Here is a 24,187-nt window from a genome sequence, read left to right as displayed (position 1 = left end):
GGGGAAACTCAATATATTCAATGCCACTCCGTTCGTCCTGAGGCTCTCGAAGGATGAACGGAGTGTTTCTCATCAGCCTGCTAGGGATACCCCTAGTCGAATGTTGCTGTCGCAGCTGCCATGATGAACGAAGCGGCTAAACTCTCATCAATGTTTGGAATGATCGCACGAACGAGATGTTGAGCAGAAACAGGTCGGAAGCATGATGCAAGGATCTGTCATGTCGAGTGCGAGAATTTTGCTTGCCGACGATCACCCGTTAGTCTTAGAGAGTGTGAAGCAATTACTCGAGCCGGACTTTTTGGTGATAGGGACCGCACAGACCGGGCAACAAGTGCTGGAGCAAGCCGTGAAGTTGCAGCCGGATATCGTGCTGCTTGACGCCAGCATGCCGGGGATGAACGGATTTGAAGCGGCTCGACAACTCAAGAAGATCTTGCCCACGGTTAGAATTATCTTTCTCACGATGCTGACCGAAGCCATTGCAGTCAGCGAGGGATTCCGTGCGGGAGCAATGGGCTATGTGTTGAAGCAAGATGCCTCGGACGAACTCCATGCGGCGCTCAAGAGCGTCATGGCGAATCGAAGATTTGTGTCCTTCAAACTCGACGTGGAAGTTCGCGAAGCGATGGAATGTCAATGGTCGCGACCGGAAGGCTATACGACGAACTTGACCGACCGACAGCGCCAAATCCTTGCGATGCTTGCCGACGGGATTTCCACCAAAGATATCGCAAAGGAACTCAACATTTCGATGAAGACCGTGGAATTCCACAAAGGCAACATTACCCGCAAGCTCGGTGTTCGTACCACTTCCGATTTGATTCGCGTTGCACTCGCTTCAGGCATGACCGCCTTGTAAACGGACATTGATCGACCGATCTATCATGCTAGTGAAGGGCGATGAGTCCGTTCGCGATCGCATACTTCGTCAGCTGAGCCGCCGATCGCATGCCGAGCTGCCTCATAATCCGTGTCTTGTGAAACTCGACGGTCTTGATCGAGAGGTTCAAGACGGCCGCCACTTCTTTGATGGATTTTCCTTCAGCCACGAGCTGCAGCACCTCCCGCTGTCGTAAACTGAGCGTGTGAGCAAACCCCCCTTCCGGTGTTTCTTCAGTGTCTTCCTCGGCCTGAGAATGGTTCCCCCGGTCGGCGACGATCGGAGAAACGAACGTCTTGCCGTTCAAGACTGCTCTGAGCGCCTGCACCAATTCTGATCCGACCGACTGCTTCAACACATACCCAGAGACTCCTATACGGAACGCTTCCGTCACAAAGTTTTGCTCCGAATGCATCGTCAGGATAAGGACTTTGACGGAGGGGTTGTGCTTCAAAATTTGACGGGATGCATCCAATCCGTTGAGGAGCGGGAGAGAAATATCGACGATGACCACGTCCGGCTGACATTCTTCGACGGCTTTGAGCAACGCGCGGCCGTCCGGAACAATCCTCTGCAGTTCGAATTCCGGTTCCAACAGTTTTTGAATGCCCTGGGCCACAAGGACATGATCATCGGCCAGCAAGATGGAAGGTTTGGTATTCATGGACGATCTCCTTCTCTGCCTGTCACGGACATATCATCTTACACCGTGATCGATGTCTTGTGAATCGTGCGCGCTCAGCCCCTGCTACCCTCTGCATTACAAAATCCAGTGCGGGTGGCTCTCAAGGAAGCCTCCTAGCCAGCGGAGCAAGGATCCGTTGGTATGCGGCCACCATGATGAGGGTTGATTGTCTGAGGAGAAGCTAGGGGTAATGCCATCAGTGTAGTTGCCACATCATGCAAGAGCGTGCATTCCATGAATTTGCTTCCAAAGCAGAGCTTCGAAGTTCCGCTCTGAAAGGAAGTCAACCGGAATTGATCGAAGCGGGGTGAGGCCCTCAACATCCTGCCTTGTCGGTGACAGAACGTCCCATGGCTCAGCGTCCGTGAAATCAATTCTGAGCGAGGCTCTACCGGTTCTAATTGGTTGCGGTCAAGCAGGAATCCCGCGGACTAGCTTACAGGAGGAGCGTAGGTCATGAATTAAGAGCAGCGGCATGCCACGTAGATGTGTATCGAGCAATGGCGGCAACCGTGAGGCCGATCAAGAAAATCCAAAAGAGGAAGCTAAAACCGGTCACGCTCGTGGAACTGTCCTGTTCCTGTTGAGTCGAGACATCCGTCTGGGCATGAGTTTGTCTTGAAGAAGAGGAAGCGCTCACCACCCAGAATAAGGCCAGAATAATGGCTATAGCTAGAGACGAAAGCCAGTAATGCCCCACAGCGTCAGCCTGAAATGGGATCAGCCAGAGGCCGCCGGCCCATATCAAGAGCGTCGGCAGGCCTGCACCTTCTTCCATAGTATGATCCGCTGCCACCGCCATAATCGAGAGGACGACTAACGTCAAAAGACTCGCGACCATAATTTCCAAACGCTTGCTCCGTCCCAGAGTTGGCAACGATTGAGCAAGAGTCTTGATAGGAACGGCGAGTTTATCTGTGATCCCCCATGCGATGGCGATTACGATCAAACCCAATATCCACAAGATGAAAATCTCTGCCATGGAAAGCCTCTCGATCTTGGTCAGTTATGATACTGTGCAAAGCACTCGCCATGCCATCATGGCATAGCGGCAACTCTCCGCCTAGTTTTTGCTGAGATTCATCATTCAAAAAAATGCGGCCCACCGGCGCACGGCTCGGCGTATCGTTCTCTCGCCGGCGCGGGATGAAACCGAGGTCTCGTTGGTTGCCCGATGACTACAACATGGCAACACGTATCGCCGGCAGCTTACTACCGGGGATCAGCATCGTGCGGCTGTACTTCCTTGGGGGGTTCAAATTCTCCGCCCTCGGCCTACGGTACGTCGGGCTGTGTTGTTAGGCCTCGTACCTCTTACTGTCGCTGTTAATGCTGACGTTCTGGTATGACGGGAGCGAACCTCCTGCTGAGGGATATGAGCAGCCCTCAACGCAGCGTAAGCCTCAGTGACGATCACTGTGGAGGAGTGAGCTTGTCGGGGGCAACGCGGGTCTGCTGAACGATCACAGCATAGAGCTGGTCGCCCACGGTTTCTTTCGGAAGGACGGCGACCGCGCCGGCTCGCCTCATCGCGGCACTGTTCTCGTCGCCGGTATTGACCGAGATCCCGATCACGATCGTCTCCGGCCAGTGCGTCTTGATCTGTGTCGTGGCATCGATTCCGTTCATTCTCGGCATGTTGATGTCCATCACCACCACATGTGGACGTAAGCCTCCAGCGAGCTTGACCGCCTCCACACCATCCCGAGCTTCCGCAATCACGTGAAGAGCGTCATAGGCTTCCAACACGAAACGAAGCCCCTGCCGTACCAGCGCGTGATCATCTACAAGCAAGACTTCCACCATGGACCTTCCTTTTGGAGGAGAACCTGGTTCCTCAACGCTCGCTGCTCTGACGGGCAACAGACGCTTCGGGAAACTCAGGACTGAGTAGAGTGTCATCAGGTTTCCTTGCCAGAGGCAAGGTCAGCGTCGCAGTAACCCCCTGTCCCAAGACTGATCGGATGATACATGATCCACCCAAGACCCGCATTCGATCCTGGATACTAAATAAACCAAACTTGGAGGATATCTCACCACTAGGAATTCCCGCAGTAGCAGCAGGATCAAAGCCTGCCCCGTCATCACTCACGGTGATGCGCAGATTCTTTTCACCCTGTTCCATGGTGACCGTCGCTTGGCCGGTGCCGGCATGTTTTGAGGAGTTGACTAGGAGTTCGCGCACTGATTGAAACAGCAAGCTGACGTGGTCCTCTGGCAGTGGCATCTCCTTCCCTTTCGGGACCTTCACCGTCACGGTTTGGTTGTACTTCTTCATGTGTGCGCCGAGCCATTCAAGTCCCGCAGCAAGGCCATGGTCGCGCAGCACCGCCGGGCTGAGATCAGTGACGAGTGTGCGGCTGTAGCTCAACGCTTCCGATAAGATGTCATCCACACGGTTGAGCGCAGTTTCGCATCCGGGACTACCGACGGCGGATCGCTTGCTTTGCCCGATGGTCAGCTTGCCGAGCACCAGCAGTTGTTGCAGATGGTCATGTAGCTCGGTTGCAAGCCGTTTGCGTTCGCGCTGCTCGGCCAGACTCAACTCGCTGGCGAGCCCTCGCAGGCGTCCCTGCGATTGCATCAGCTCCGCGGTTTTCTCGTTCATCGCCTTTTCAAGTTCAACGGCCCAGCGGTGCAAATGCTCTTTCGACTGGTGCAATTCATGCTCAGCCTTGCGCCGCTCAGTGATGTCTGTGACCAAGGCCACAACGAACGTGGGTCGTCCTTCATCATCGCGCAAGAGGGAAATAAACTTGCGAACCCAGACCGGCTCGCCATTCTTGTGCATGTACCGATTTTCGATTTCGAAATATGGCAGTACCTCCGTGAGGAGCAGTCTGATCGCCGCAAGATTGGTATCACGATCCTCCACATGAACCACCTCCGAAAAGTGAACATCCAGGAGTTCGGCTTCGGTATGGCCGAGCATCGCGTGGTAGGCGGGATTGCATTGCACGAAGGTGCCATCGAGGTTGACGATGGCGATCCCCGTCCCAGCATGCTCGAACACGTTGCGGAACCGGGCTTCGCTCTCACGCAGCTTCCCTTCCGCCTCCTTACGTTCGGTGATGTCGAAATTCACTCCCACCATGCGAATCGATCGTCCGGCTCTGTTGCGCCGCGTCGTCACGTTCGCCTGAATCCAGCGAACCGTTCCATCGGGTCGAATAATGCGGTGCTCATACTTGTAAGAGATTTCGGGATTCCCCAACGAACGGCGAATGATTCGTTCGGCCTCCTCCATATCGTCCGGATGAATCTGTCGCCGCCAGTGCTGGTAGGTTCCTCCGAACCCACCGACAGGAAGGCCCCAAATTCGTTCCATCTCCCGCGACCAGACGATCGTTTGTGCCTGAATGTTCCAATCAAAAGAGCCGATATTCGCAGCAGACTGTGCCAGACTCAGCCGCTCCTCATTTTCTAAAAGTCTCGCTTCAGTCTGCTTCCGCTCGGTAATGTCCTGTGCGACACCGGTCATTCGGACGGCTTTTCCGGCATCATCGTAATAGAAGCGCCCCATGGCGCTTATCCATCGCACGCTCCCGTCGGGTAGGATGAACCGATATTCGTCGCCGTACGGTATCTGTCGTCGAGCCATAAGGCTGTTCAGGGTCTGCCACACGCGCGTGCGATCATCCGGATGCAGATTGTCCGTGAAGACTTGGATATTGCGGTTGCCCGGCTCGGACAACGAGCCGAACAACCACTCGGAGATACCGAACCATTGCACATCCCCGCTGACGATGTCCCATTCCCATGCGCCATAGCCAGTGAAGGTCTCTGATGAGAGACTTGGGTGGTTGACGGAAGGCTGATTCGAATCACTTGCGAGAAGCTTATCCATAACAGGCTCCTGTTGACCGCGACCCTTTGCCAGGCCGTCCACTATGGAGCCAGCAAACGGATCAGAATTGCTTTGGTGTGCGAAACTGTTGAGATCCTACGCTTTGACTTTCCACGGCACACCCGTAGAGCTAGGGATCTTCCTGGAAGCAACGTAACCAATACGTATGAACCAAGGATGAACCCGCGATGAAGATCTCTTCACTCGAACTATTCGAAGGGTTTTAGTACGCAGACGTTATCGCACTCGGGGACAGTTCCGGTGCATGCTGTGATTCCTTTCGAAGTATGGTGAGTTCGGTATTTGAAATAACGTGGTGACGTCATGGTGAAGGTATCGCCGGCAGCTTGCTACCAGGGAACATCATCATGATGCTGTATTCATGTGGACGTCCAAATCCTCAACCCTCAGCTTCCCGTACGTCGGGCTGTGCCGTTAGGCCTTGTACCTCGTCACGCGCGGGTACGATGGTGTGATGGAGTGCGATTGTCATGAATGCCTCCCATGGGTATCGAAGGTTCCACGTTCTATGAACGTGGCCAGTTCCCGCATGCTCTGGTCAAAGCGTGCTTTCCAGTCAGCCTGTGATGCGAAATGTTCTGGATTCCGCACAGCCTGCCGATAAAGCTGGAGCGTCGCCCGCGCCCACTCGTTGGCCACAGCTAGGCTGTCTCGATCGCACAGCATTGTTAACCGCACCCGTTCACTCATGGTGTTGTCATGAGTAGGACAAAGTCGGTTTGGTTCCCAGCCATGCTGTTCTCCAGTCAAACAAGCTCATTCCTCGATTCAACTCGCAGATTCACGTGGCGTTCTGCATTTCCTATAAACCCAGGCGAAATCCGCGAAACTTTAACAAATCCTTGCGCACGATCATTCCCACGAACCGGTCCCCGTCGAGAACCGATAACCAGCTTGATCTCGTCTTGCTTTATTGTGCGCCAAAATCGTCTACGAACGTAGCCCAGCAGGAGATGCCGGATACATGCACAACTACGTCTATGTGCTCAGTTCTCGGGAATCTGCTAGTTCTCATCCGCCTTCAAGGACAGTAAAATACAGACGATGTGAGTGTCACAGCATGTCGTGACGCTGTCGTGGGTCGAGGTGGAGCCGGCGCGAACTCGAACAAACGAAGGTTTTTGACGAATAGCCGGACGGCAGGTGTGAGAAAATGGAAAGGAAACGACTTGATCGTTCAGCATCGGTACCCAACTGTAGAGGAGAACGGTATGTTGAGCTTTCTCTCCTTCATGCCTGTGACCGTGGCATATGGCTCATATTCTAGAAGCTCCGAAGCCACGGTGGATGAGTTTCAGCGACGTGTGAAGACCATGCAGGATCAGGACACCAAGCAGTGGATCGTCTCGACTCTTCCGGATCTACAGACGCCTAGAAAAAAGATGCGCCAAGTGAACTACTCGTTGCAGACGAACCCGTAACGGATGCGAGTGTCGAATGGAGACTTGAGGCGATCCAAAGATTTCATCGAGTCACCGGGCCAACAATCCAAGGTCTGACGAAAAACCGGCAAGTAAAAGCAGATTGCGCCTTTCGTCGTATTGACCAGGGGGGTGAAAAGTGAATCATCGAATAAACACAGATCGATGGATCATTGATGGATGCGTGGGGCTTTGTCTCGGGATCGGCTTGTCCGCTGCATGGATGGCCGTTCCAGCATGGGGAGCCGAGGGACCATCAGTTGTCCGTGACGGCCTGGCTGGCGGCGTGCGATCAGGCGAAATGGGATTCAGGGGACCTGAGGTGGCTGGATTGGACAATACGCCCGAAGGTGGCACCTTGCCGGGAGGCACAGTGCCCGGCGGAACGTTGCGGGGTGGTACTCCATCTGGCGGCACGATACCAGGCGGCACAGTGCCTGGCGGAACACTGCCGGGTGGGACATTTCCAAATGAGACGGTGCCGGGCGGTACGCTTCCCGGTGGAACGGTGCCGGGCGGCACAGTGCCCAGCAAGAGACTCCCCGGCGAAGATCAGCCGAACTTGTGAGTCTGTGTGAACCCATCATTCATCGTTATCGCTCGTGCCTTTGCCGTTTAGTGCTGGAGCGGCTTTACACTTCCGCTTGTTTGCTGATGGCAACGAACCCATCCAGAACCAAAATCAGCCAACCTGCTGCAGCCGCATCACAATCAAAACCGATGTAGACATCTGCAGCCTGGCCTCACTCTGGAGAGATATTGGAAATTAGAACGCTATACGATGGAACCGAAGCCGCCCCCTCTCCCTGCCTGACGAAGATTCTGCGCGAGGCTTATGACGGCGAATTGTTCTTCAGCAATTCATTGAGCAGGCCGCTGATCATCGCCAACTTTGTTCAGACATTGGACGGCATTGTGTCCCTGAAGATTCCCGGCCAATCGGGAGGTGCGGAGATCAGCGGTAGGAATGAAGAAGACACGTTTATTATGGGTCTGTTACGAGCCTGGGCCGACGCAGTCGTGATTGGAGAAGACACGTTTCGGAACGCGCCCGGGCATGTGTGGACCGCGGGCTTCGTGTACCCTCAATTCAAGAAGGAATTTCACGCCTTTCGCAAACGCGTAGGTAAGCGTTCGCTTCATCCTTTGAACGTCGTGGTGAGCGGCAGGGGTCACGTTGACCTGGACCAACCATTATTTAGGCACGAAGAGATCCGCAGCCTGGTACTGACAACTCAACAAGGCGCCGCGCGTTTGCATCAAAGATACGGAGCAACGTTGCCGGCCACTGTCCGCCTCCTTCCCGGCGAAGAGAGGATCGATCCATCCAATATGGTTGCGCTGCTCCATGCCGAGTATCGAGTGAATCTACTTCTCCATGAAGGGGGACCGGCGTTGTTTTCGTCTTTCCTGAAGCGATCGCTGGTTGACGAACTATTTCTCACCATGTCCCCTCAAATCGTCGGGCGTGGTCGGACCGGAGAACGTCCGGCCTTTTCTGATCCGATCGAGTTAGCTCCCGAACAGGCTATCTGGGGAGCGCTGCAGTCCGTGAAATGGGCCAAGCGGGGGCATCTTTTTCTACGTTATCGAGTCTGAACGTAGGCAAGGCGCGACGAATGGTCTGAACCGGCGACCAAGTCGAGCACTGCCGACTCTCAAGAAACCTTTTATCAAAGAGCCTATTTTGCGGACGTTCTCAGCGTCCTGCTAGGGTTCGCTGTAGGTGATTCGATAGATCACGCCTGCCGAATCGTCTGAGACCAGCAGGGCACCATCCGGCATGACGAGGATGTCGGCAGGACGGCCCCATGCCTTTTCGCCTTGAAGCCATCCTTTTGCAAAGACCGAATATCGTGTTCGCCCTTGCTCATCTCGTGACACAAGAGTGATCCGATATCCGATTTTCTCGCTCCGATTCCACGACCCATGTTCGGCGATAAAAATCTGATGCCGATACTCCTTGGGGAACATGGTGCCGGTGTAAAAACGCATGCCCAGGGGTGCGACGTGAGGACCCAGAGCGGCCGCAGGCGCCGTGAATTCTCGGCAAGCATGTTTGCGGCCGTACTGAGGATCCGGGATCGTTCCCCCATGGCAATAGGGATAGCCGAAGTGCAGCCCCGACTTCGTCGCACGGTTGAGTTCATCCGGCGGTTGATTGTCGCCGAGATGATCCCGTCCATTGTCGGTGAACCATAAGTCATGGGTGTTCGGGTCCCAATCAAAACCGACCGAGTTTCGGACACCACGGGCCACTATCTCGTATCCGCTCCCATCCGGATTGAGACTGCTGATGAGAGCATAGCGATCGGGATCGGGCTCACAGATATTGCACGGTGCTCCCACCGGCACATAGAGTTTTCCATCGGGACCGAAGGCGATAAACTTCCATCCGTGACTGGTCTCTTTGGGGAAGTGGTCCGCGATGACCACCGGTGGTGGCACGTGTTTCAATTGTGTGTCGATATCATCGAACCGCAGGATGCGATCGACGGCGGAAACATAGAGCGAGCCGTTTCGATAGGCCACGCCCACCGGCATATGCAACCCGCGAGCGATCGTCAACACTTCGTCTGCACGCTGATCACCGTTCTTGTCCGACACAGCATAGACATCCCCTTTGTCTCTTGTGCCGACAAAGAGGGTGCCGTCTTGTCCTAGCGCCATACCCCGCGCATTCGGAACATTATCCGCGTAGACGGCGATGGTAAAGCCAGGGGGAAGTTTGATTGTCTCGAGGGGAAGAGAGCGGGCTTCGATCCGGCTCCCGGAGAAGACCAGCATCAGCGAAGCGCAGACCGACCCGATAATACGATTCATGGCTCTGCTCTTTCTCACGCGGTTTGTGTTCATGATGCCTTCCTCGCGAATAGATTAAAGATCCACTGTCCCAGTATCCCCATCATCGGAGGAACCAAGAGAGCGGGCAAACACCGAGCGATGGTCAAACGCCACCCCAACAGAGGAGCTTCATAAGTCAGCATTCTGATGGGACTGACCAAGGTTTTGGCGGTAATCAGAGCGATCAAGGCGCCGGGGGATACCCCGGTTTTCCAGAGACTCGCCGCCAGGGGAAACAAAAGATAGGGTCCTCCGGGAATCACCAAGCCAGCCATCCACGCCATAAGGATTCCGCGTATCGAGGATGCAGTTCCCAACCACGCGGTGATCTGAGCCGGGGAAATAAGCACCTCGACAAACCCGGCGATAAGGAAGCCCAACAGCAATTCGACCCAAACGCTTTCGAAGAGTCGGCCGCTCGCATAGAGTCCCTGCAGCGGCAAAGAAGGATCTCTTGCCAAAGCGAACACACCGATGGACAGGGTCAGCACAAGCAAAATGATCAGACTGGCATTCATACGTCGGGTCATCGCGAAGAGCATCCTCGACCGGTCCGATAATTGAACAGGACGGGGATTTCAGTCGTGCGATTGGCCTGAGCCCTTGCCGACTCAATGCGGTCATGGCCAGGAGCGAGAGAGCAGACAGGATCGGTCAGGCCGGCATCCCCCATGACATGAAAAGCCTGACAGCGACAGCCTCCGAAGTCTATGGCACGGCGTTCACAGGCCTTACAAGAATCGGGTAGCCAATCCTCGCCACGGAATCGGTTGAATCCCGCTGAATGATGCCAGATCTCAGCGAGCCGGCGCCGCGTGACATGCTCAAAATGCAATCCTGCTATCGTATGCGCCAGATGACAGGGCAACGCGAGCCCTTCCGGATTGATCACGATGAACCGGCGCCCCCACCCTTCCATGCAGGATTTGGGGTGTTCGGAGTAATAGTCCGGCGTGATAAAGAGCACCTCCATTCTCCCACGAAGGCGTGCTTTGGCCTCAGCCGCTACGGTTCGCGCTCGCTCGATCTGCTCCCGAGTGGGTAGGAGCCCCACGCGATTCTTCAATGCCCATCCAAGATACTGCGTATTCGCCAATTCGAGCCGATCGGCGGAAACGCGTTCGGCTAGAGCGATGATCTCTTCGACTTCAGAGATGTTCTCTCGATGGAGCACGACGTTCATGGTCAATGGAAGTCCGAGCGATGTAACCCACTGCATGGCGTCGAGTTTGCGGTTGAACGACGGCGCTCCGGCGATTCGGTCCGATACGGAGGATGTCGGACTTTGGATGGATACTTGCACGCCATTCAGTCCCAATGTGCGAAGTCGCGAGAGCCGCTCGAACGTGAGCGGAATTCCACTCGTGATGAGGTTCGTATACAGTTCGAGCTTGCGGGCCTCCTCGATGAGTAGTTCCAGATCATCCCTCAGCAACGGCTCGCCGCCTGTGAGGTTGAGTTGAACTATGCCAAGTTCTTCGGCTTCATGAAAGACCCGAAGCCAGGTGTCGGTGTCGATTTCATCCCCATGTTCTGCAAGGTCCGACGGATTCGAGCAGTAGGGGCAGCGAAGCGGACACCGATAGGTGAGTTCAGCAATCAATGTATAGGGGCGATACTCGTTGCTCATGACACGTGCTGAAGCAGGCCGCGATCGGCAAGGACATCCAGAAATCCGCACACATCTCGCCTCATTTCGTCAGGAGCTACGTCAACATAGACTTGGGTGAGATGATCCACCATGTCATCGACCGTCCATTCGCCCGTGCACAGACGTGCAATTGCCATGGCCGTGTCGTTCAGTTCGAGTCCCCTTTCGGGGTACAGGAGCAGGTACCGACCGGTACGCCGATCGAATTTAAGGCGAACTTTTGGACTAAGCCGAGGTCTGACTGTGGTGAGAATCATGAGCAGTTCGCTTTCGTTCTGATCTCGTTTCGACATAGGCCATAGAGAGGTGATCGAGCATGGTCCACAAAATGTCGGCCTTCTTGACCAGGGCCCTCACACATCCCTCTTGATGAGCATAGTTGGTCGCGTGCTGAACCACGAATTCAACAGCTTGGTTCGAATCGAGCGTTGCACGAGCGATGCGCAACTGAAAATATTCCAGAGACTCCGAGCGTACCCAGGGATAATGTTGTTTCCATGCTTCGAGGCGCCGCGTCATGAGGGAAGGCGCAAACAATTCCGTGAGCGAGGAGGCTACAGCCTCGAGAAGCGGAGCCTCCCGGACGAACCGGACATAGTCGTCGCACGCGAGCCTGATTCCCGGGAGTACGTATCGGAAATTCCTCACTTCATCGACGTCGAGGCCGACGCCTCGAGCCAACTCAAGCCATAGGGCGAGTCCTCCTTCTCCTTCCTGTTCGCCGTCATGGTCCCGGATGCGACGGAGCCACATCCGTCGAAAAGCCGGATCCTCGGATTTCGAAACAATGAGGGCATCCTTGATGGGGATGCGCGTTTGATAGTAGTAGCGGTTCAGTACCCACTGCTGGAGCTGGGTCTTCGTCAAACTTCCGTTGTGCATCAGCTCATGGAACGGATGGTGATCATGGTAGTGACGAGAACCTTCCCGCTTGAGCCACTCGATGAAAGCATCCTGTGTGAGCCGATCCCGATGGTGGTCATTCTCCATCGTCATAATAGGAGCTCCATTCCGTCCCATGCGACTTCCCACCGTGCCGCCTCAACGAGTTTTCGTTCGTGAGAATCCTCTCTTAACATGGGATTGGTGTTGTTGATGTGGATGAACACCCGGCGAGGAGCGGCAATGTTCGAAAGGCTCGAAAGACTTCCCTCCGATCCACCCACAGGGCAATGTGCGAGATCTTCCGCCGATTTTGCAAGGAAGCCCGGCGCGGATAGTTCATCGCTCGACCAAAAGGTCCCGTCGAACATGACGCAACCGGCTCCTTCGAGCGCATTGAGAACCGAGGACGTGACCCGGCCGACGGCGGGGAAATAGGCCAGCATTCTCCCGTTGGTTGATTGGCGAAAGCGAAGGCCCACATTCATGTCCGCTTCGCTGGATGAGACGAGGCCTTCCAGATGAATTGGAAGTTTGCCTGGAACGGCCACAGCTGTCACCGTCAGCTCCGACGGCCTTCCGTCCGCAAGCAGCACCGGTTCCTCAACATCGAGCTTCAGCGTCCGCCACGTGACCTGTTCGGTGAAACGCTGAAGCGTCCGATACAAGACATTGCCTTCGGTGAATCCGCGACGCACAGAATCGGTCGCATACAGGACGAGCCGGTGATTCTCCCGGAGCGAGAGGAGTCCCAAACAGTGGTCCAGATCTCCGTTGGTCAAAAAAATGGCTTGGATCGGCGTAGAACGTGATCGACGTGGATGGAGGGCGCCGAAGTTTTCGATCTGAGCGCGAACGTCCGGAGAGGCGTTGACGAGAAACCAGTTACCATCGTCCGCGCTGAGGCAGACAGATTCTTGCGTCCGAGGGCTCGCAGCAATCAGCCCTTTCCGCATGCCTCCGCAATTCACACAGGCGCAGTTCCACTGTGGAAATCCGCCTCCGGCGGCCGACCCTAGAACACGAAGGAGCATCGCATCCACTCATTACTATGCTTGACGAGTGGTGGTGATCGGCGTCTCCGTCGGTGGTTCCTTCTCGTCAGGGATGTCTCGAAAATCATCTTGGTACGAGTTGATCTCGGCGTCCATTTTTATCTCGACAAATGAAGGCGCTTCCCAATTCATGACAGTTCCTCCTTCTGTTCTCGGCAATGTGTCGATCATCGCCGGAACTGGGTTTGCATTTCAATGTTCTCTTTTCCGCTCGACGGCTGTGAGCCCTGAATGCACATCGGAGGAGCGATAGCCCTTGTCGATCAAACTTTGCGCCGCGGCGCGATGAAGATTCTTTGGCCTAACGAGAGCTTGTCGAGTTTGAGACCAACCCCGATGAGCGGGCATGAGCGAGACGCAAGGCCCGCCCACGTGACAGACCAGGACGTGCTGCTGCTATTCAATGCTCACCACGAACAGTTTCTCTTGGTCCTTTCCACGCATCAGCATGGAGTTTGATGGGAAATATTCCTCTATACCAGCGATGTCGAAGAACAGGAAGATCGCACACAGCTGCGGGGCGGAGAAGCGGTTGACCTCAAAGCCCGCTCGATTGCTGTGCTTCAGTTACCCAAAATCCGCTAAAGACCTGCTGTATCCCGGAGAAGTCCCGGCCACGGCTATTCGCCGGGAAGTTTCTTACTTTGCACTGTACCACCTGGCACTGTGCCTCCTGGTAGCGTGCCGCCGGGCACCATGCCGCCAGGCACCGTTCCTCCTGGCAAGGTCTTATTGGGAAATGTTCCTCCCGGGACGGTTCCACCAGAAAGAGTCCCACCAGGCAACGTGCCACCCGGCACTGTCCCTCCGGGCAATGTGCCACCAGCCGGCGTATTGTCAAGGCCGGAGCGTCCTGTTCGTTCACCGGTCTTTCCCGAACGTAGGCTATCGGTTGTTCTGCCGGACGGGTTGAGCGAATCCCCAGTCCCTGCGGGGCAATCCGAGGACATCAACAACGTGGACAATCCAAAAGCGAAGAAAACTGGTGTTATCCCTTTCATCGCAGCGAGGGCGACTTCACACGAACGAGTTCTGGTATGCCGTGGCATCGATTCCGTTCATTCTCGGCATGTTGATGTCCATCACCGCCACCTGTGGACGTAGGTCTCCGGCGAGCTTGACCGCCTCGGCACCATTTCGATCTTCCGTAATGGCCTGAAGAGCGTTATAGGCCGCCATCACGGAGGGAAGACCTCGCCGTACCAGCGCGTGATTATCGTCAAACAAGACTTCCACTCTGGGTCTTCCCTTTGTGAAGAGAACCAGGGTTCCTCAGCACTGCTTGCGAGGCGGACTCTGTCCTTCACATTGAGCTGATGACAAAACCCTCCTCGTTCGTCTTACTCCAAACATGTGAATTCACACTACTAGGTATTACCCTCGCATTCATGCAGCCACAACTCCCCCACGCTGTATCGATTGTTGCGCTGACCGACGGCGACGTCCTTTGCCAGCGCGACCTTGACCTCAATGCTGGTCCGGAGATCGTTCTCCGACAGCATGGTCGTTGTGAATCATGCAGGAGACGGAATACTTGACAGAAGTACATACAAGGAGGTGCCGAGTGAAAATAAGGCAAGCCGGAGGTCTTGGTAACCAAGGAGAAGCCAGTAGGTTTGGTGCGCCCGACAGGACTGAATCAGGTATGCCCAGATCCGTCAGCGAGACATGAAAAGAAGCGCCGGCGAGGTTTGGTGCGCCCGACAGGACTGAATCAGGTATGCCCAGATCCGTCAGCGAGACATGAAAAGAAGCGCCGGCGAGGTTTGGTGCGCCCGACAGGACTTGAACCTGTAACCCCCAGATCCGTAGTCTGGTGCTCTATCCATTGAGCTACGGGCGCATCTCTGAGATACGAGGCAATTGACGACGATGGTTAAGGATGGACTCCTGCCTCAGCACGTTGATCTCAGCACGTACCAGAGTCAGTGGTTATACAGTTCTCGGAGAGTGAGGGTCAAGGGACGAACACCGGAAAAGTCTGGATTCGAGGTTCGGCGACGGTTGATCAGCGGATAGTCTTGCTCACTTCGTTTGAGAAAGAACTTTCGGCCCCATCCGAATTGTACGCGGTGACTGCGAAGAAATAGGTAGTGCCGGCGTCCAGAGTAGTTACGGTGTAACTCGTGAAGTCCATGGTCACGGTAGCAATCGGTGCACCATACCCCCCTGAGGCTGTTGCCTGATAGACCTTGTATCCTTCAAGGTCCGGTCCTCCGCTCGCATTCCACGAAAGCGTGGCCGTTCCACTGGTTGGCGCGGAATCAGACGAGGCGCACGCTATGATAACGAACGGAAGCAAACAGAACAGAAGCCAACGAGACTTGCTGGTCATCGATCTCGGTAGCTCCATGTCGAACTCCTTGGTTGTGGCAGTCCGTTCGGAAGTCTACCGGCAAAGTTTGTACCGCTGTCAGCGTGGAAATATTCCCACCGAACTACGTGGATCTACAAGAGATGACAGGGGGTTGCCAGGACGATCAGCGGGATGAGGCTCGCCTGGTCGCAGTCAGAATCGTACGACTTGGCTAGAATTTGTTACTCTTGGAGGGACTGCCTTTGGGGAGCGAGGCGCTGCTCCGTGAGACGAACCGTAAGGGGGCTTCCTACTGTGTAGAAAGCCCCCCATCCCAGCTCTACGAAGTTGAGTCTTACTTGCCGCTCTTTTCGTCCTTCTTTTCGCCGAAGGTGTCGGCATGGCCGCCCTTCTTCTCTTCCTTCTTCTCACTGTAGGTCTCGTCTGCCTTGCCGCCCTTGTCCTTCTTCTCGTCGCCGTACACCACTACGTGCCCGCTCTTCTTCTCCTCCTTCTTTTCACTGGCGAAGGTTGGTGCGCTAAAAGTCACTGCCACTGCCACTGCCATAACTGCCATCAACATGCTCTTCATTATGAGATACCCCCCTGTAAGAAAGTTATAAGAATGTGTGCCATTCACTTGGCACTTACCCGAATGGTCAGCAAAGGTAGTGCCGTTCTGCTCTATTCGCAAGATGAAACGCAGACCATTTAGGAATCAGCAAGTTAGGAAATTCCTCTCATGAAGCCGCGAATGATTAATCCTACATGGCGATGTAGCAGAATGGTATCGGTACGACTAAACTGCCTCATTTCTATAGCGAGCCTGGTGATCGGCAGACCCTTTGCGATCACCTTCTTCCTTTAATCGGTTGCAAATCCGTTCGAGGAGATCAACGTATGGCTTCGAGAAAGAGGCTAGATCTGGCCAGCCATGGAGCGGGATAGTTTGGGGTGTTCAGGTAGAAATCGGATATATTCGTGTTCCTATTTCTACGTTCAGTATTTCGGCGGCGCCATCCTCGATCGGGCCGTAGCAGGGTGTTCGTTATGACAAAATTTGAACGATCCTTACCCTCCCGAAATCACCGGACGGATTTCGATCTGGTCTTTGTCGGAAAGCATCTCGTCTTCAGTCACTAATTCGTCGCCTCGAATCACCAGGTGTGCTTCAGCTAGAAGATTCAATTCGCGCAGTAGATCTTTGGCTCGCTTCGGCCCTTTGATTTCGATCGACCGTGATGGGTGATTCAACTGCACCTGCATGGGAGGATGATACGCGCTCCAGCCACCAAGGGGCAAGCCTGTCAGGAACTACGAGTGAGCGTTTGAAAGGTGGGAGGAAGGAGCTGATCAGCACCGAGCGGACAGTCGATTCTTTACGTAGGTGAGGCCTTCATCCAGCGTTTCAAAGTCTCCATCAAGTTGCGCCTCATAACAGTCCTCAAGGAGTCGGCCCATGTCAGGACCTGGCCGGATTCCCAATTCCAACAGGTGACGGCCCATGACAAGGGGAAGGGGAGCCCGACGGTCCACCGCCAGCTGCTGTGCCCGGGCCAACAGCCACTCGCCGGCGGGAAATCCATCAAACTGTTTCGGCGGCCGCCCTGCGTGGTCCGCCCGAGCCACGCGCACCAATCGGTCGATACGGTGGACTTGCTTCGCCAAGCGACGGATGGCGCTGTCCGAAGCGTTGGCGTTATGGAGTGCACGGGGACGAAGATGGCAACACACCAGAGCGACCACCTCATCGATGAGGTCCTGCCGATTGGTCAGTCGTTCAAGAAAACGTGTCGTTGGGCCTTCTCCTTCCGATTCATGTCCTCGTGAGGTTACCTGCCCACATTCCTCTCTGGTCGTGGCCGGTTTGCCGAAGTCATGGCAGAGTATGCCCAATCCGACGGCAAGATCGTCCGGTTCATCTCCGGTTCGCTCCGTTGCGAACCAGTCCAAGCAGTGGAGTGTGTGAATCCAGACGTCGCCTTCGGGGTGCCAGAGGGGATCTTGCGGGCAGCCTCCAAGCGCCGCGAGCTCTGGATAGAAACGGAGCCAGCCGCAGTGACGTAAGAACTGCAAACCCAGCGATGGCTTGCGTCCTTGAAGGAGCAGCTTCTTCCATTCTTCCCACAGACGCTCGCTCGGTTGAGCCTCCTGGGACAATGTTCGGCACAGGGCCACTGTTTCCGGCGCAACCGTGAGATCAAAGCGGGCAGACAGCTGCATGCCGCGCAAGACGCGCAGCGGATCTTCGGCGAATCGGTTGGACGTGTGACGCAATGTTCGCAACTCAAGATCCTCGCGACCGTTGAAGGGATCGCGAAGCTCCATGGTGTCCGGATCCCAGGCCATCGCATTGATGGTGAAGTCTCGCCGCGCCAACGCCTCATCGATGAGCATGTCGGGCGCGCTTTGCCTGAGCAAGCCAGGGAGGGAGGTATCGTCGGTGAGCATGCGGGAAGGAATGGAAAGATCGACCGGCAGACCTTGCAGTTTGAAGACCTGGAACGCTTTTCCGACGAATTGCACGGGGAAGTGGTCGGCCAGCAGTGCGTAGGCTTGACCAGGCGAGAGCCCAAGGACTTCGAGGTCCAGATCCCGAGGCTGTCGACCGAGCGCGAGATCGCGGACTGAGCCGCCAACCAGCCAGACCCTCCCGCCCCCACGACGAATGATCTGTTCAATGCGGCGAAGGATCTCTCTGAGAATGGGATCTTCAAGACGAAAGCGGGTCGGCACTTAGATCACCGCTTCGCGGAGAAACGTCGCGGCTTCTTCCGGTGACACCGGATTAATGTAGAAGCCGGTGCCCCATTCGAAGCCTGCAACTTGCGTCAGTTTGGGGATGATCTCCAGGTGCCAATGGTAGTAATCGCCGGTCTTCTCGTGAAGGGGAGAGCTATGCAGGATGAAGTTGTATGGGGGGCGAGACAACACTTTGTCCATGCGGCGCAGCGATTCCGAGAGGATGGGAGCCAGAAATTCGAACTGCGACTTCTGACTTTCCTCAAAATACGCCGCGTGACGCTTGGGAAGAATCCACATTTCGAATGGAAACCGCGGCGCGAACGGCGTCATACAGAGAAACTCCGGATTCTCGGCGACGATCCGATTTCCATCCGAGAGATCCTGCCTGAGGATGTCGCAGTAGATGCAACGCTCCTTCTGCTGAAAATGATTGCGGCATCCGTCAAGCTCCTCTTGAACGCTGGTCGGGACGATCGGTAGGGCGATGAGCTGAGAATGGCTGTGTTCCAGTGTCGCACCGGCGGATACACCGTGGTTTTTGAAAATGAGAATGTAGCGGAACCGCAGATCCTTTCTGAGATCGATCATTCGGTCTCGATAGGCCCACAGCATGTCCTCGATCTTCTTGCTCGGGAGATCTACGAGGCCTTCGACATGGTTGGGTGTTTCGATGATGACCTCGTGAGCGCCCACGCCGTTCATGCGGTCGTACAGACCCACCCCCTCGCGCCCCATGTCACCTTCGACTTGCAACGCGGGAAATTTATTCGGGACGACACGCACGGTCCAGTTGGGAGAATTGGGTCCGCCCGACTGCGGTCGATAGGCCATGATTTCTTTCGGTGTGAGCCGTTCCTGTCCCGGGCAAAAGGGACAGAGGGCGGTGGAAACAGGTCGGGTCTGTTGGGGTTTGACGAAGTCATGTGGACGGCCCCTTCGTTCTGTGGAAATGATTACCCAGCGGCCCACAACGGGATCACGTCTTAAATCAGGCATGTGCTCTCCACTCTCTTTGAAAAGTTCTACGTGCTCAGTCCTGAGTGGTCAGTGTCCCGGACACAGACCGATTTCACAACTCAAAACCCAGCACGCAATCCACAGCACTGTTTCTCCTAAACTCTCCACAGTCCGGCCTCAAATTCCGGCCCGGGGACGGTAAGGATGGCCGAGCCATGGCCGGGATAGCGGGCCACTTCAAGACCCTGTTCTCGGACGATGATCGAGACCTGGACCGCATTTCCTTGTTCCAAGCACAACTCTTTCCAAGGGACCGCTAACTCTAAAATAGCGTGGGCTTTGATCGAGCCATAAGAACCGATTTCCTGCCAGGCATCGGTCTGGGTTCGGCGAGACAAGAGAAATGCCTTCGGGCCCGGCGAGGAAGAAAGCGGAAACAGAAGCCGAAACGTGAATTGAGGCCCTTGCAGAGTAATGTCGACATCGAGGCCCTGTCGGGTGCGGCTCGTTTCGTCGGGGTCGAATCTCATCACGAGGTGATCCATGTTCCAGCCGAATCGGATCGCGGTAAAGAGCCCGTCGGCTTTCCACATGGCGCCAAGCGGGGGTCGCGTACCGATGTTTCCCGCGCCGCGCCATTCGAAAAAATCGGTCACCATGCCGTCGATCGTGGGATTCAGCAGGGCGAGCGGCTGTTGAATCGAATCGGACCAGGAGGCGATGTCCCTGGTGCAGATGGGATTGTTCAGTTGGTCTGGAGGCGGAATGCCCATATAGGTCCAGACATTGCGGAGATGAGTTCGAAAGAGCCGGTCGAATTCAGGCTTAAAATCGGTATCGAAATCATCACCGTACCACCAGAACCAGTCACTGCCCTCGGCGGCGTACAGTTCTTGCCAGGCCGCCCGCGCGCGGTCAGGCGGAAGACTTGGCGCGAGATTCATGAGCTGTGTGCGGGTATGACCGAGGAGATCCCATCCACGATTGTCTTCATGGTGCCCAATCCAGATCTTGTAGTCGGAATTGATCCAGGAGCCTGAATGGAGACAGGGCAGCTGCTGCATGGGCTGAGCGGAAGCGATCGCATCGGAAATCGTCGATGTTTGGACCACGATCTGTCCCGGTTGATCCAGTCTATGGTTCGTGAACGCCTCGTACAGGAGCGAAAGGAATCGTTCACCGCCGTCGTGATAGTGTTCCCACGGGTTTTCGCCGTCCAACACGATGGCGATGACGATCGTATCTTGTGAGACATCATGGAGGATGCCTCGCACACGCCGCAGGACATCCTCGGCTGCGGATTCGGGAGTTGTCTTGTGATAGACGAATCCGAACGCGTCGGAGATCTCGCGGTCGCGAAACAGTGCGGTCAAGGAATGCTCGGCTTCACCGATGCGATAAGGTTGATAGAGCGCGGACTGTCGATGCCATGGACGGCCACACATTCCCAGAGAGCGTGCAAGGATGCCTTCGTCCGTGGCAAACCAGCGAAGGCGGGCCTGATGGATAAGAGGAAGCATTTCGGGACACACCGATCCCTCTGATGGCCACAAACCGACAGGAGGCCGGCCGAATGTTTGATGATGAAAATCGACGGCCTGTTGAAGTTGAGCTGCGGCATCATCTGGGGCGTGGAAACGAGCGGGCAGGGGGAGATCCGGCCTGGCCCGCCGGTTGATATCAGTGTCGATGACCAGCGGCAGAATCGGATGATAGAACGGAGTCGTGGTCAGTTCGATTTGTTCCCGCTCCATAAGCCGTCGGTACAGGGGGAGAATTTCTCGCACGGCCATCCGTTGCAGTTCCAATACTTCCTGCTTGTCGTCCTCGGTGAAGCCGCGATTTTTCTGGCGCAGCGCGGCCAGACGAGGATATTGTTGAACGGTGCCGTACCCGAACCAGGCGAGATTGTGCCAAACTTGCAGATCCAGCAGCTCTTGTGTGGAAAATTGATGGGCGAGACGGTGGAGATCATGCCCCTGTATGTCCAATCCCCGTTTCACCAGCAACTCATGGTATCGTGGATAGGGTCGTACCATCGTCGCCCAATTGGCCGAAAAGAAATGACGGACCAGGAAGGCCTTTTCTTCAAGAGTGAGACCAGCCGCTCGGCGTTGTGCATGTTCCAGAAAAAGGTCGAGGATCTTGCCGGTGCCGATTTCCTGTAACTGTAAGAGAAGAGATGGGGTAAAATTGAATGTGGCGCGAACAGCAGGAAATTTTTCCAACAAAGCAGCCATGTCATAATAGGCCTTGGTCGCATGCAGACGTACCCACGGCATGCTGGCCGATCCAGCTACGGGATCGGTGTAATAGGGTTGGTGCATATGCCACAGGAAACACACGTGGACATGCTTCATCAGTGTCGCGTTCCCCTTTCTTTCGGCGAGTATGTCATAGGGGGTATGAGCATGCAATCCGCTGGTGAATTTGTGATCGACCGTCATGTGAGGAGTTGATATGGCGACATTCTTTCGGTATTGGGGGCCGGTGTGCGGATATGCCGGGCTTATTTTCTATCTATCCGCACAGTCTCATCCTGAAACCCATGTACCGTTCGTCACGTATTTCAGTGATAAGGTCTTGCATGCCGTCGAATATGCGGTATTGGGCGCGTTGTGCTACAGGGCGATTCGTGGAAGTGGGTCTGATTCATGGAGTCGGCAAGCGATTCCGGCAGCCATTCTACTGACCTCGTTGTATGGGCTGAGCGACGAGGTTCACCAAGCGTTCGTTCCGTTTCGAGAATCAAGTTGGCTCGATTGGCTGGCGGATACGATCGGAGCCGCGGTCGGAGCGGTCGCCATGCATCGGGTAGTGAATCTCAGACCGGTGAGTTCGATTCCGGAAGCGCTGCCGTAGGGCCGATCGGATAGGTGGTGTTCGTGACAAGTCGCGGGACGCTCGCTATAATTCGCTGAGTATGTTGCCGGCCAACCCAATCTCTGCCAAGGCACCACTCTCTCCTCCCGATCAAACACTTATCGCTCAGGTCGTCGAGACTCGTCTTCCCCCTGGCCTCTTGTTGAGGACTCTGACGCCATTGGCAGGAGATGCCTCCAATCGGCGCTACTATCGAGCCGCCGTTGCTGGTGGACCACCGCATTCCCTGATCGTAATGCAACTGGCTGAGCCGGAAGGATTCAAACAATCGGAAGAGGCGGTGAGCGGGGGAATACACCAGATCTCCGAACTGCCGTTTGTCAACATCATGTCGCATTTGGCCAAGGTGAACGTGCCGGTGCCTAGACTCCACTACCATGATCAATCGGCAGGGCTGCTCTATCTGGAGGATTTTGGAGATGTGACGTTGGCGGAGGCCGTCGGTCAGGCGGATGGCACGAGCTTGGAGGCGAGGTACAAGCAGGCGATCAACGTCCTCGTCCAGATACAGATCAATGCCACGACACCGGCGGATCCCGGATGCTTGGCGTTTCACCGTAGCTTCGACGTACCATTGTTGATGTGGGAATTCGATCATTTTCTGGAGTATGGAATCGTGGCGCGCAACGGCAGACCGTTGCCCGATGAGGACGCCACGACGATAAGACGCGAGTTCGAGAAGATTGCGGAGCTGCTGGCCGGGCAGTCACGCGTCTTCACCCATCGTGATTACCACTCTCGCAATTTGATGGTCGATGGTTTGCGGCTCGGCGTCATCGACTTTCAGGATGCCTTGATGGGACCGGCGACCTACGATCTTGCCTCACTGCTGCGGGATGCCTACATTCAGCTCGACGAAGCCCTCGTTGACGATTTAGTGGGGTACTACCTCGACCAGCTGGCCGAACGACGTTTCGTCTGGGCTAATCGTGCCGAGTTCCGACGACTGTTTGATTTGACGAGTATTCAACGAAATTTGAAGGCTGCTGGCCGGTTTGTATACATTGATCTGGTGAAAGGCAACCCAAAATTCTTAACCGATATCCCTCGCGTCTTGAGCTACGTCAAACACAATCTTAAAAAATATCCGGAACTGGATACCCTTCGGAAGCACCTCAGCCCACACGTGCCGGAATTACAGTAAGACGTGAAACGTGAAACGTTAAACGTGAGACGAAGATCCAGTATGGGTCCGTCCTCTACCCCCTCCAACCTCTCACCTTTCACCTCTCACGTTTTACGCATATGAAAGCGATGATTCTTGCGGCTGGCCTCGGCACCCGCCTGAGACCGCTGACGAACACCATTCCTAAACCGTTGCTGCCGGTCGGAGGAGTGCCGCTCATCGTCTGGAACTTACTGCTGCTGAATCGGCATGGGTTCCGCCAAGTCGTCATCAACCTGCATCACCTGGGTTCGATGATCGAACAGGCGTTGGGAGCCGGGTCGAAATTCGGGATTCGGATTATTTACTCCCATGAGCCGGTCATCCTCGGAACCGGCGGTGGGATTAAACAGGCCGAGCCTCATTTTTCGGGAGAGCCGGTTCTGATTCTCAACGGGGATACGCTGGTGGAACTGGATCTTGAGGCGCTCTGCGATTTTCACCGCTCGCGCAATGCAGCAGCAACGTTGGTGCTCCGGGAAGATCCAGACGCTGCCCGTTGGGGGCTGGTGGAAGTGGGAGACATGGGGCAGATCTTACGCATAACTGGACAAGGGCTTGTGGATTCCGTCCCGACGACGCCGCGCATGTTCGCCGGGATTCATATCTTACATCCCCGGTTGCTCCAGGAGGTACCCAAAGGGGCGGCATCTTCGATCATCGATCCCTATGTGAAGGCCATCGAGCGAGGAGAACCGGTGCTTGGGTATGACCTGCAGGGATACTGGTCAGACATCGGCACGGCCGAGCGCTACGCGCAGGCGGAACGGGATGTCCGAGCGGGGCTGATTCGTTTAGAAGACCGGCAGTCTCTCGAACCGCGCGTCCCGCTCAAGTAAGTAGAGTTGATCT

Annotated in this window: 27 protein-coding genes and 1 tRNA gene; 7 read left to right on the top strand and 21 right to left on the bottom strand. The window is 55.4% G+C overall.

Translation table 11 applies throughout. The features are described from left to right. Positions 1-220 precede the first annotated feature (220 nt). A complete protein-coding gene (locus P0119_07450; GenBank protein MDF0665898.1) occupies positions 221-862 on the top strand; it encodes a response regulator transcription factor in 642 nt (213 codons plus the stop codon). Between the two features lie 28 nt (positions 863-890). On the opposite strand, the gene P0119_07445 is transcribed toward P0119_07450, so the two are convergent. The 5 genes from P0119_07445 to P0119_07425 all read right to left on the bottom strand — a co-directional run bounded on the left by P0119_07445 (position 891) and on the right by P0119_07425 (position 6,126). After that, positions 891-1,547, bottom strand: coding sequence for a response regulator transcription factor (locus P0119_07445; GenBank protein MDF0665897.1), 657 nt, complete (start codon positions 1,545-1,547; stop codon positions 891-893). Positions 1,548-2,022: 475 nt separating this feature from the next. Continuing rightward, entirely contained in the window at positions 2,023-2,550 is a 528-nt protein-coding gene (locus P0119_07440; GenBank protein MDF0665896.1) for a hypothetical protein, read from the bottom strand. Between the two features lie 431 nt (positions 2,551-2,981). After that, positions 2,982-3,374, bottom strand: coding sequence for a response regulator transcription factor (locus P0119_07435; protein ID MDF0665895.1), 393 nt, complete (start codon positions 3,372-3,374; stop codon positions 2,982-2,984). A gap of 31 nt (positions 3,375-3,405) precedes the next feature. Further along, positions 3,406-5,415, bottom strand: coding sequence for a PAS domain-containing protein (locus tag P0119_07430; protein ID MDF0665894.1), 2,010 nt, complete (start codon positions 5,413-5,415; stop codon positions 3,406-3,408). A 489-nt stretch (positions 5,416-5,904) separates the two neighbouring features. Beyond that, entirely contained in the window at positions 5,905-6,126 is a 222-nt protein-coding gene (locus tag P0119_07425; protein ID MDF0665893.1) for a hypothetical protein, read from the bottom strand. A 521-nt stretch (positions 6,127-6,647) separates the two neighbouring features. Between P0119_07425 and P0119_07420 the strand changes: the two genes are divergently transcribed. From P0119_07420 to P0119_07410, 3 genes are all read left to right on the top strand, one after another. Further along, positions 6,648-6,857 (top strand): hypothetical protein, encoded by a 210-nt coding sequence (locus P0119_07420; GenBank protein ID MDF0665892.1) that lies wholly within the window; start codon positions 6,648-6,650, stop codon positions 6,855-6,857. 139 nt (positions 6,858-6,996) lie between these two features. Then, positions 6,997-7,425, top strand: coding sequence for a hypothetical protein (locus tag P0119_07415; GenBank protein MDF0665891.1), 429 nt, complete (start codon positions 6,997-6,999; stop codon positions 7,423-7,425). A gap of 191 nt (positions 7,426-7,616) precedes the next feature. Next, positions 7,617-8,456, top strand: coding sequence for a dihydrofolate reductase family protein (locus P0119_07410; protein ID MDF0665890.1), 840 nt, complete (start codon positions 7,617-7,619; stop codon positions 8,454-8,456). Positions 8,457-8,567: 111 nt separating this feature from the next. On the opposite strand, the gene P0119_07405 is transcribed toward P0119_07410, so the two are convergent. The 16 genes from P0119_07405 to P0119_07330 all read right to left on the bottom strand — a co-directional run bounded on the left by P0119_07405 (position 8,568) and on the right by P0119_07330 (position 21,734). Continuing rightward, a complete protein-coding gene (locus P0119_07405; protein ID MDF0665889.1) occupies positions 8,568-9,713 on the bottom strand; it encodes a sorbosone dehydrogenase family protein in 1,146 nt (381 codons plus the stop codon). After that, positions 9,710-10,231 carry a permease gene (locus P0119_07400; GenBank protein ID MDF0665888.1) on the bottom strand — a complete coding sequence of 174 codons (522 nt, stop codon included), beginning with the start codon at positions 10,229-10,231 and terminating at the stop codon, positions 9,710-9,712. Before P0119_07400 ends, P0119_07405 begins: the two co-directional genes overlap by 4 nt. After that, positions 10,228-11,331, bottom strand: a complete 1,104-nt coding sequence (gene pqqE / locus P0119_07395; GenBank protein ID MDF0665887.1) for a pyrroloquinoline quinone biosynthesis protein PqqE — start codon at positions 11,329-11,331, stop codon at positions 10,228-10,230. Before pqqE ends, P0119_07400 begins: the two co-directional genes overlap by 4 nt. Further along, the gene (gene pqqD, locus P0119_07390; protein ID MDF0665886.1) at positions 11,328-11,609 is read right to left on the bottom strand and encodes a pyrroloquinoline quinone biosynthesis peptide chaperone PqqD; all 282 of its coding nucleotides are present in this window, start codon (positions 11,607-11,609) and stop codon (positions 11,328-11,330) included. The genes pqqE and pqqD overlap by 4 nt, the downstream gene beginning before the upstream one ends. After that, entirely contained in the window at positions 11,578-12,348 is a 771-nt protein-coding gene (pqqC, locus tag P0119_07385; protein MDF0665885.1) for a pyrroloquinoline-quinone synthase PqqC, read from the bottom strand. The genes pqqD and pqqC overlap by 32 nt, the downstream gene beginning before the upstream one ends. Then, the gene (gene pqqB, locus P0119_07380) at positions 12,345-13,268 is read right to left on the bottom strand and encodes a pyrroloquinoline quinone biosynthesis protein PqqB (GenBank protein ID MDF0665884.1); all 924 of its coding nucleotides are present in this window, start codon (positions 13,266-13,268) and stop codon (positions 12,345-12,347) included. Before pqqB ends, pqqC begins: the two co-directional genes overlap by 4 nt. 15 nt (positions 13,269-13,283) lie before the next feature. Continuing rightward, positions 13,284-13,421, bottom strand: a complete 138-nt coding sequence (locus P0119_07375) for a hypothetical protein (GenBank protein ID MDF0665883.1) — start codon at positions 13,419-13,421, stop codon at positions 13,284-13,286. A gap of 488 nt (positions 13,422-13,909) precedes the next feature. Continuing rightward, a complete protein-coding gene (locus P0119_07370) occupies positions 13,910-14,239 on the bottom strand; it encodes a hypothetical protein (GenBank protein ID MDF0665882.1) in 330 nt (109 codons plus the stop codon). Between the two features lie 67 nt (positions 14,240-14,306). Beyond that, a complete protein-coding gene (locus tag P0119_07365; protein ID MDF0665881.1) occupies positions 14,307-14,525 on the bottom strand; it encodes a response regulator in 219 nt (72 codons plus the stop codon). A gap of 131 nt (positions 14,526-14,656) precedes the next feature. After that, entirely contained in the window at positions 14,657-14,791 is a 135-nt protein-coding gene (locus P0119_07360) for a hypothetical protein (GenBank protein ID MDF0665880.1), read from the bottom strand. Between the two features lie 265 nt (positions 14,792-15,056). After that, positions 15,057-15,132: transfer RNA gene (locus tag P0119_07355), tRNA-Arg, on the bottom strand. Between the two features lie 808 nt (positions 15,133-15,940). Beyond that, positions 15,941-16,153 (bottom strand): hypothetical protein, encoded by a 213-nt coding sequence (locus tag P0119_07350; GenBank protein ID MDF0665879.1) that lies wholly within the window; start codon positions 16,151-16,153, stop codon positions 15,941-15,943. Positions 16,154-16,656: 503 nt separating this feature from the next. Beyond that, a complete protein-coding gene (locus P0119_07345) occupies positions 16,657-16,845 on the bottom strand; it encodes a MoaD/ThiS family protein (GenBank protein ID MDF0665878.1) in 189 nt (62 codons plus the stop codon). A gap of 93 nt (positions 16,846-16,938) precedes the next feature. Further along, positions 16,939-18,321 carry a hypothetical protein gene (locus P0119_07340; protein MDF0665877.1) on the bottom strand — a complete coding sequence of 461 codons (1,383 nt, stop codon included), beginning with the start codon at positions 18,319-18,321 and terminating at the stop codon, positions 16,939-16,941. Next, positions 18,322-19,326, bottom strand: coding sequence for a galactose-1-phosphate uridylyltransferase (gene galT, locus P0119_07335; GenBank protein MDF0665876.1), 1,005 nt, complete (start codon positions 19,324-19,326; stop codon positions 18,322-18,324). Positions 19,327-19,442: 116 nt separating this feature from the next. Then, positions 19,443-21,734, bottom strand: a complete 2,292-nt coding sequence (locus P0119_07330; protein MDF0665875.1) for a glycoside hydrolase family 57 protein — start codon at positions 21,732-21,734, stop codon at positions 19,443-19,445. Between the two features lie 13 nt (positions 21,735-21,747). Between P0119_07330 and P0119_07325 the strand changes: the two genes are divergently transcribed. The 3 genes from P0119_07325 to P0119_07315 all read left to right on the top strand — a co-directional run bounded on the left by P0119_07325 (position 21,748) and on the right by P0119_07315 (position 24,174). Beyond that, entirely contained in the window at positions 21,748-22,149 is a 402-nt protein-coding gene (locus P0119_07325; GenBank protein MDF0665874.1) for a VanZ family protein, read from the top strand. A 61-nt stretch (positions 22,150-22,210) separates the two neighbouring features. Next, positions 22,211-23,314: a phosphotransferase gene (locus tag P0119_07320; GenBank protein ID MDF0665873.1), complete on the top strand. Its 1,104-nt coding sequence runs from the start codon at positions 22,211-22,213 to the stop codon at positions 23,312-23,314. 101 nt (positions 23,315-23,415) lie between these two features. Continuing rightward, positions 23,416-24,174 carry a nucleotidyltransferase family protein gene (locus P0119_07315; protein MDF0665872.1) on the top strand — a complete coding sequence of 253 codons (759 nt, stop codon included), beginning with the start codon at positions 23,416-23,418 and terminating at the stop codon, positions 24,172-24,174. The last annotated feature ends 13 nt before the right edge of the window (positions 24,175-24,187 follow it).

It is taken from the genome of Nitrospira sp., assembly GCA_029194665.1.
Lineage (GTDB): Bacteria > Nitrospirota > Nitrospiria > Nitrospirales > Nitrospiraceae > Nitrospira_D.
This window is presented reverse-complemented; position numbering and strand designations above follow the sequence as displayed.

What these genes read in the sequence shown, in the direction of transcription:
- P0119_07370 (MDF0665882.1), bottom strand. Translation starts at nt 14,239, where the DNA reads ATGTCCTCGGATTGCCCCGCAGGGACTGGGGATTCGCTCAACCCGTCC.
- P0119_07375 (MDF0665883.1), bottom strand. Translation starts at nt 13,421, where the DNA reads ATGAATTGGGAAGCGCCTTCATTTGTCGAGATAAAAATGGACGCCGAG.
- P0119_07400 (MDF0665888.1), bottom strand. Translation starts at nt 10,231, where the DNA reads ATGACCCGACGTATGAATGCCAGTCTGATCATTTTGCTTGTGCTGACC.
- P0119_07350 (MDF0665879.1), bottom strand. Translation starts at nt 16,153, where the DNA reads ATGGCAGTGGCAGTGGCAGTGACTTTTAGCGCACCAACCTTCGCCAGT.
- P0119_07360 (MDF0665880.1), bottom strand. Translation starts at nt 14,791, where the DNA reads ATGCTGTCGGAGAACGATCTCCGGACCAGCATTGAGGTCAAGGTCGCG.
- pqqD (MDF0665886.1), bottom strand. Translation starts at nt 11,609, where the DNA reads ATGATTCTCACCACAGTCAGACCTCGGCTTAGTCCAAAAGTTCGCCTT.
- pqqB (MDF0665884.1), bottom strand. Translation starts at nt 13,268, where the DNA reads ATGCTCCTTCGTGTTCTAGGGTCGGCCGCCGGAGGCGGATTTCCACAG.
- P0119_07440 (MDF0665896.1), bottom strand. Translation starts at nt 2,550, where the DNA reads ATGGCAGAGATTTTCATCTTGTGGATATTGGGTTTGATCGTAATCGCC.
- P0119_07420 (MDF0665892.1), top strand. Translation starts at nt 6,648, where the DNA reads ATGTTGAGCTTTCTCTCCTTCATGCCTGTGACCGTGGCATATGGCTCA.
- galT (MDF0665876.1), bottom strand. Translation starts at nt 19,326, where the DNA reads ATGCCTGATTTAAGACGTGATCCCGTTGTGGGCCGCTGGGTAATCATT.
- P0119_07320 (MDF0665873.1), top strand. Translation starts at nt 22,211, where the DNA reads ATGTTGCCGGCCAACCCAATCTCTGCCAAGGCACCACTCTCTCCTCCC.
- P0119_07450 (MDF0665898.1), top strand. Translation starts at nt 221, where the DNA reads ATGTCGAGTGCGAGAATTTTGCTTGCCGACGATCACCCGTTAGTCTTA.
- P0119_07425 (MDF0665893.1), bottom strand. Translation starts at nt 6,126, where the DNA reads ATGAGTGAACGGGTGCGGTTAACAATGCTGTGCGATCGAGACAGCCTA.
- pqqC (MDF0665885.1), bottom strand. Translation starts at nt 12,348, where the DNA reads ATGACGATGGAGAATGACCACCATCGGGATCGGCTCACACAGGATGCT.
- P0119_07445 (MDF0665897.1), bottom strand. Translation starts at nt 1,547, where the DNA reads ATGAATACCAAACCTTCCATCTTGCTGGCCGATGATCATGTCCTTGTG.
- pqqE (MDF0665887.1), bottom strand. Translation starts at nt 11,331, where the DNA reads ATGAGCAACGAGTATCGCCCCTATACATTGATTGCTGAACTCACCTAT.
- P0119_07315 (MDF0665872.1), top strand. Translation starts at nt 23,416, where the DNA reads ATGAAAGCGATGATTCTTGCGGCTGGCCTCGGCACCCGCCTGAGACCG.
- P0119_07430 (MDF0665894.1), bottom strand. Translation starts at nt 5,415, where the DNA reads ATGGATAAGCTTCTCGCAAGTGATTCGAATCAGCCTTCCGTCAACCAC.
- P0119_07330 (MDF0665875.1), bottom strand. Translation starts at nt 21,734, where the DNA reads ATGACGGTCGATCACAAATTCACCAGCGGATTGCATGCTCATACCCCC.
- P0119_07405 (MDF0665889.1), bottom strand. Translation starts at nt 9,713, where the DNA reads ATGAACACAAACCGCGTGAGAAAGAGCAGAGCCATGAATCGTATTATC.
- P0119_07435 (MDF0665895.1), bottom strand. Translation starts at nt 3,374, where the DNA reads ATGGTGGAAGTCTTGCTTGTAGATGATCACGCGCTGGTACGGCAGGGG.
- P0119_07325 (MDF0665874.1), top strand. Translation starts at nt 21,748, where the DNA reads ATGGCGACATTCTTTCGGTATTGGGGGCCGGTGTGCGGATATGCCGGG.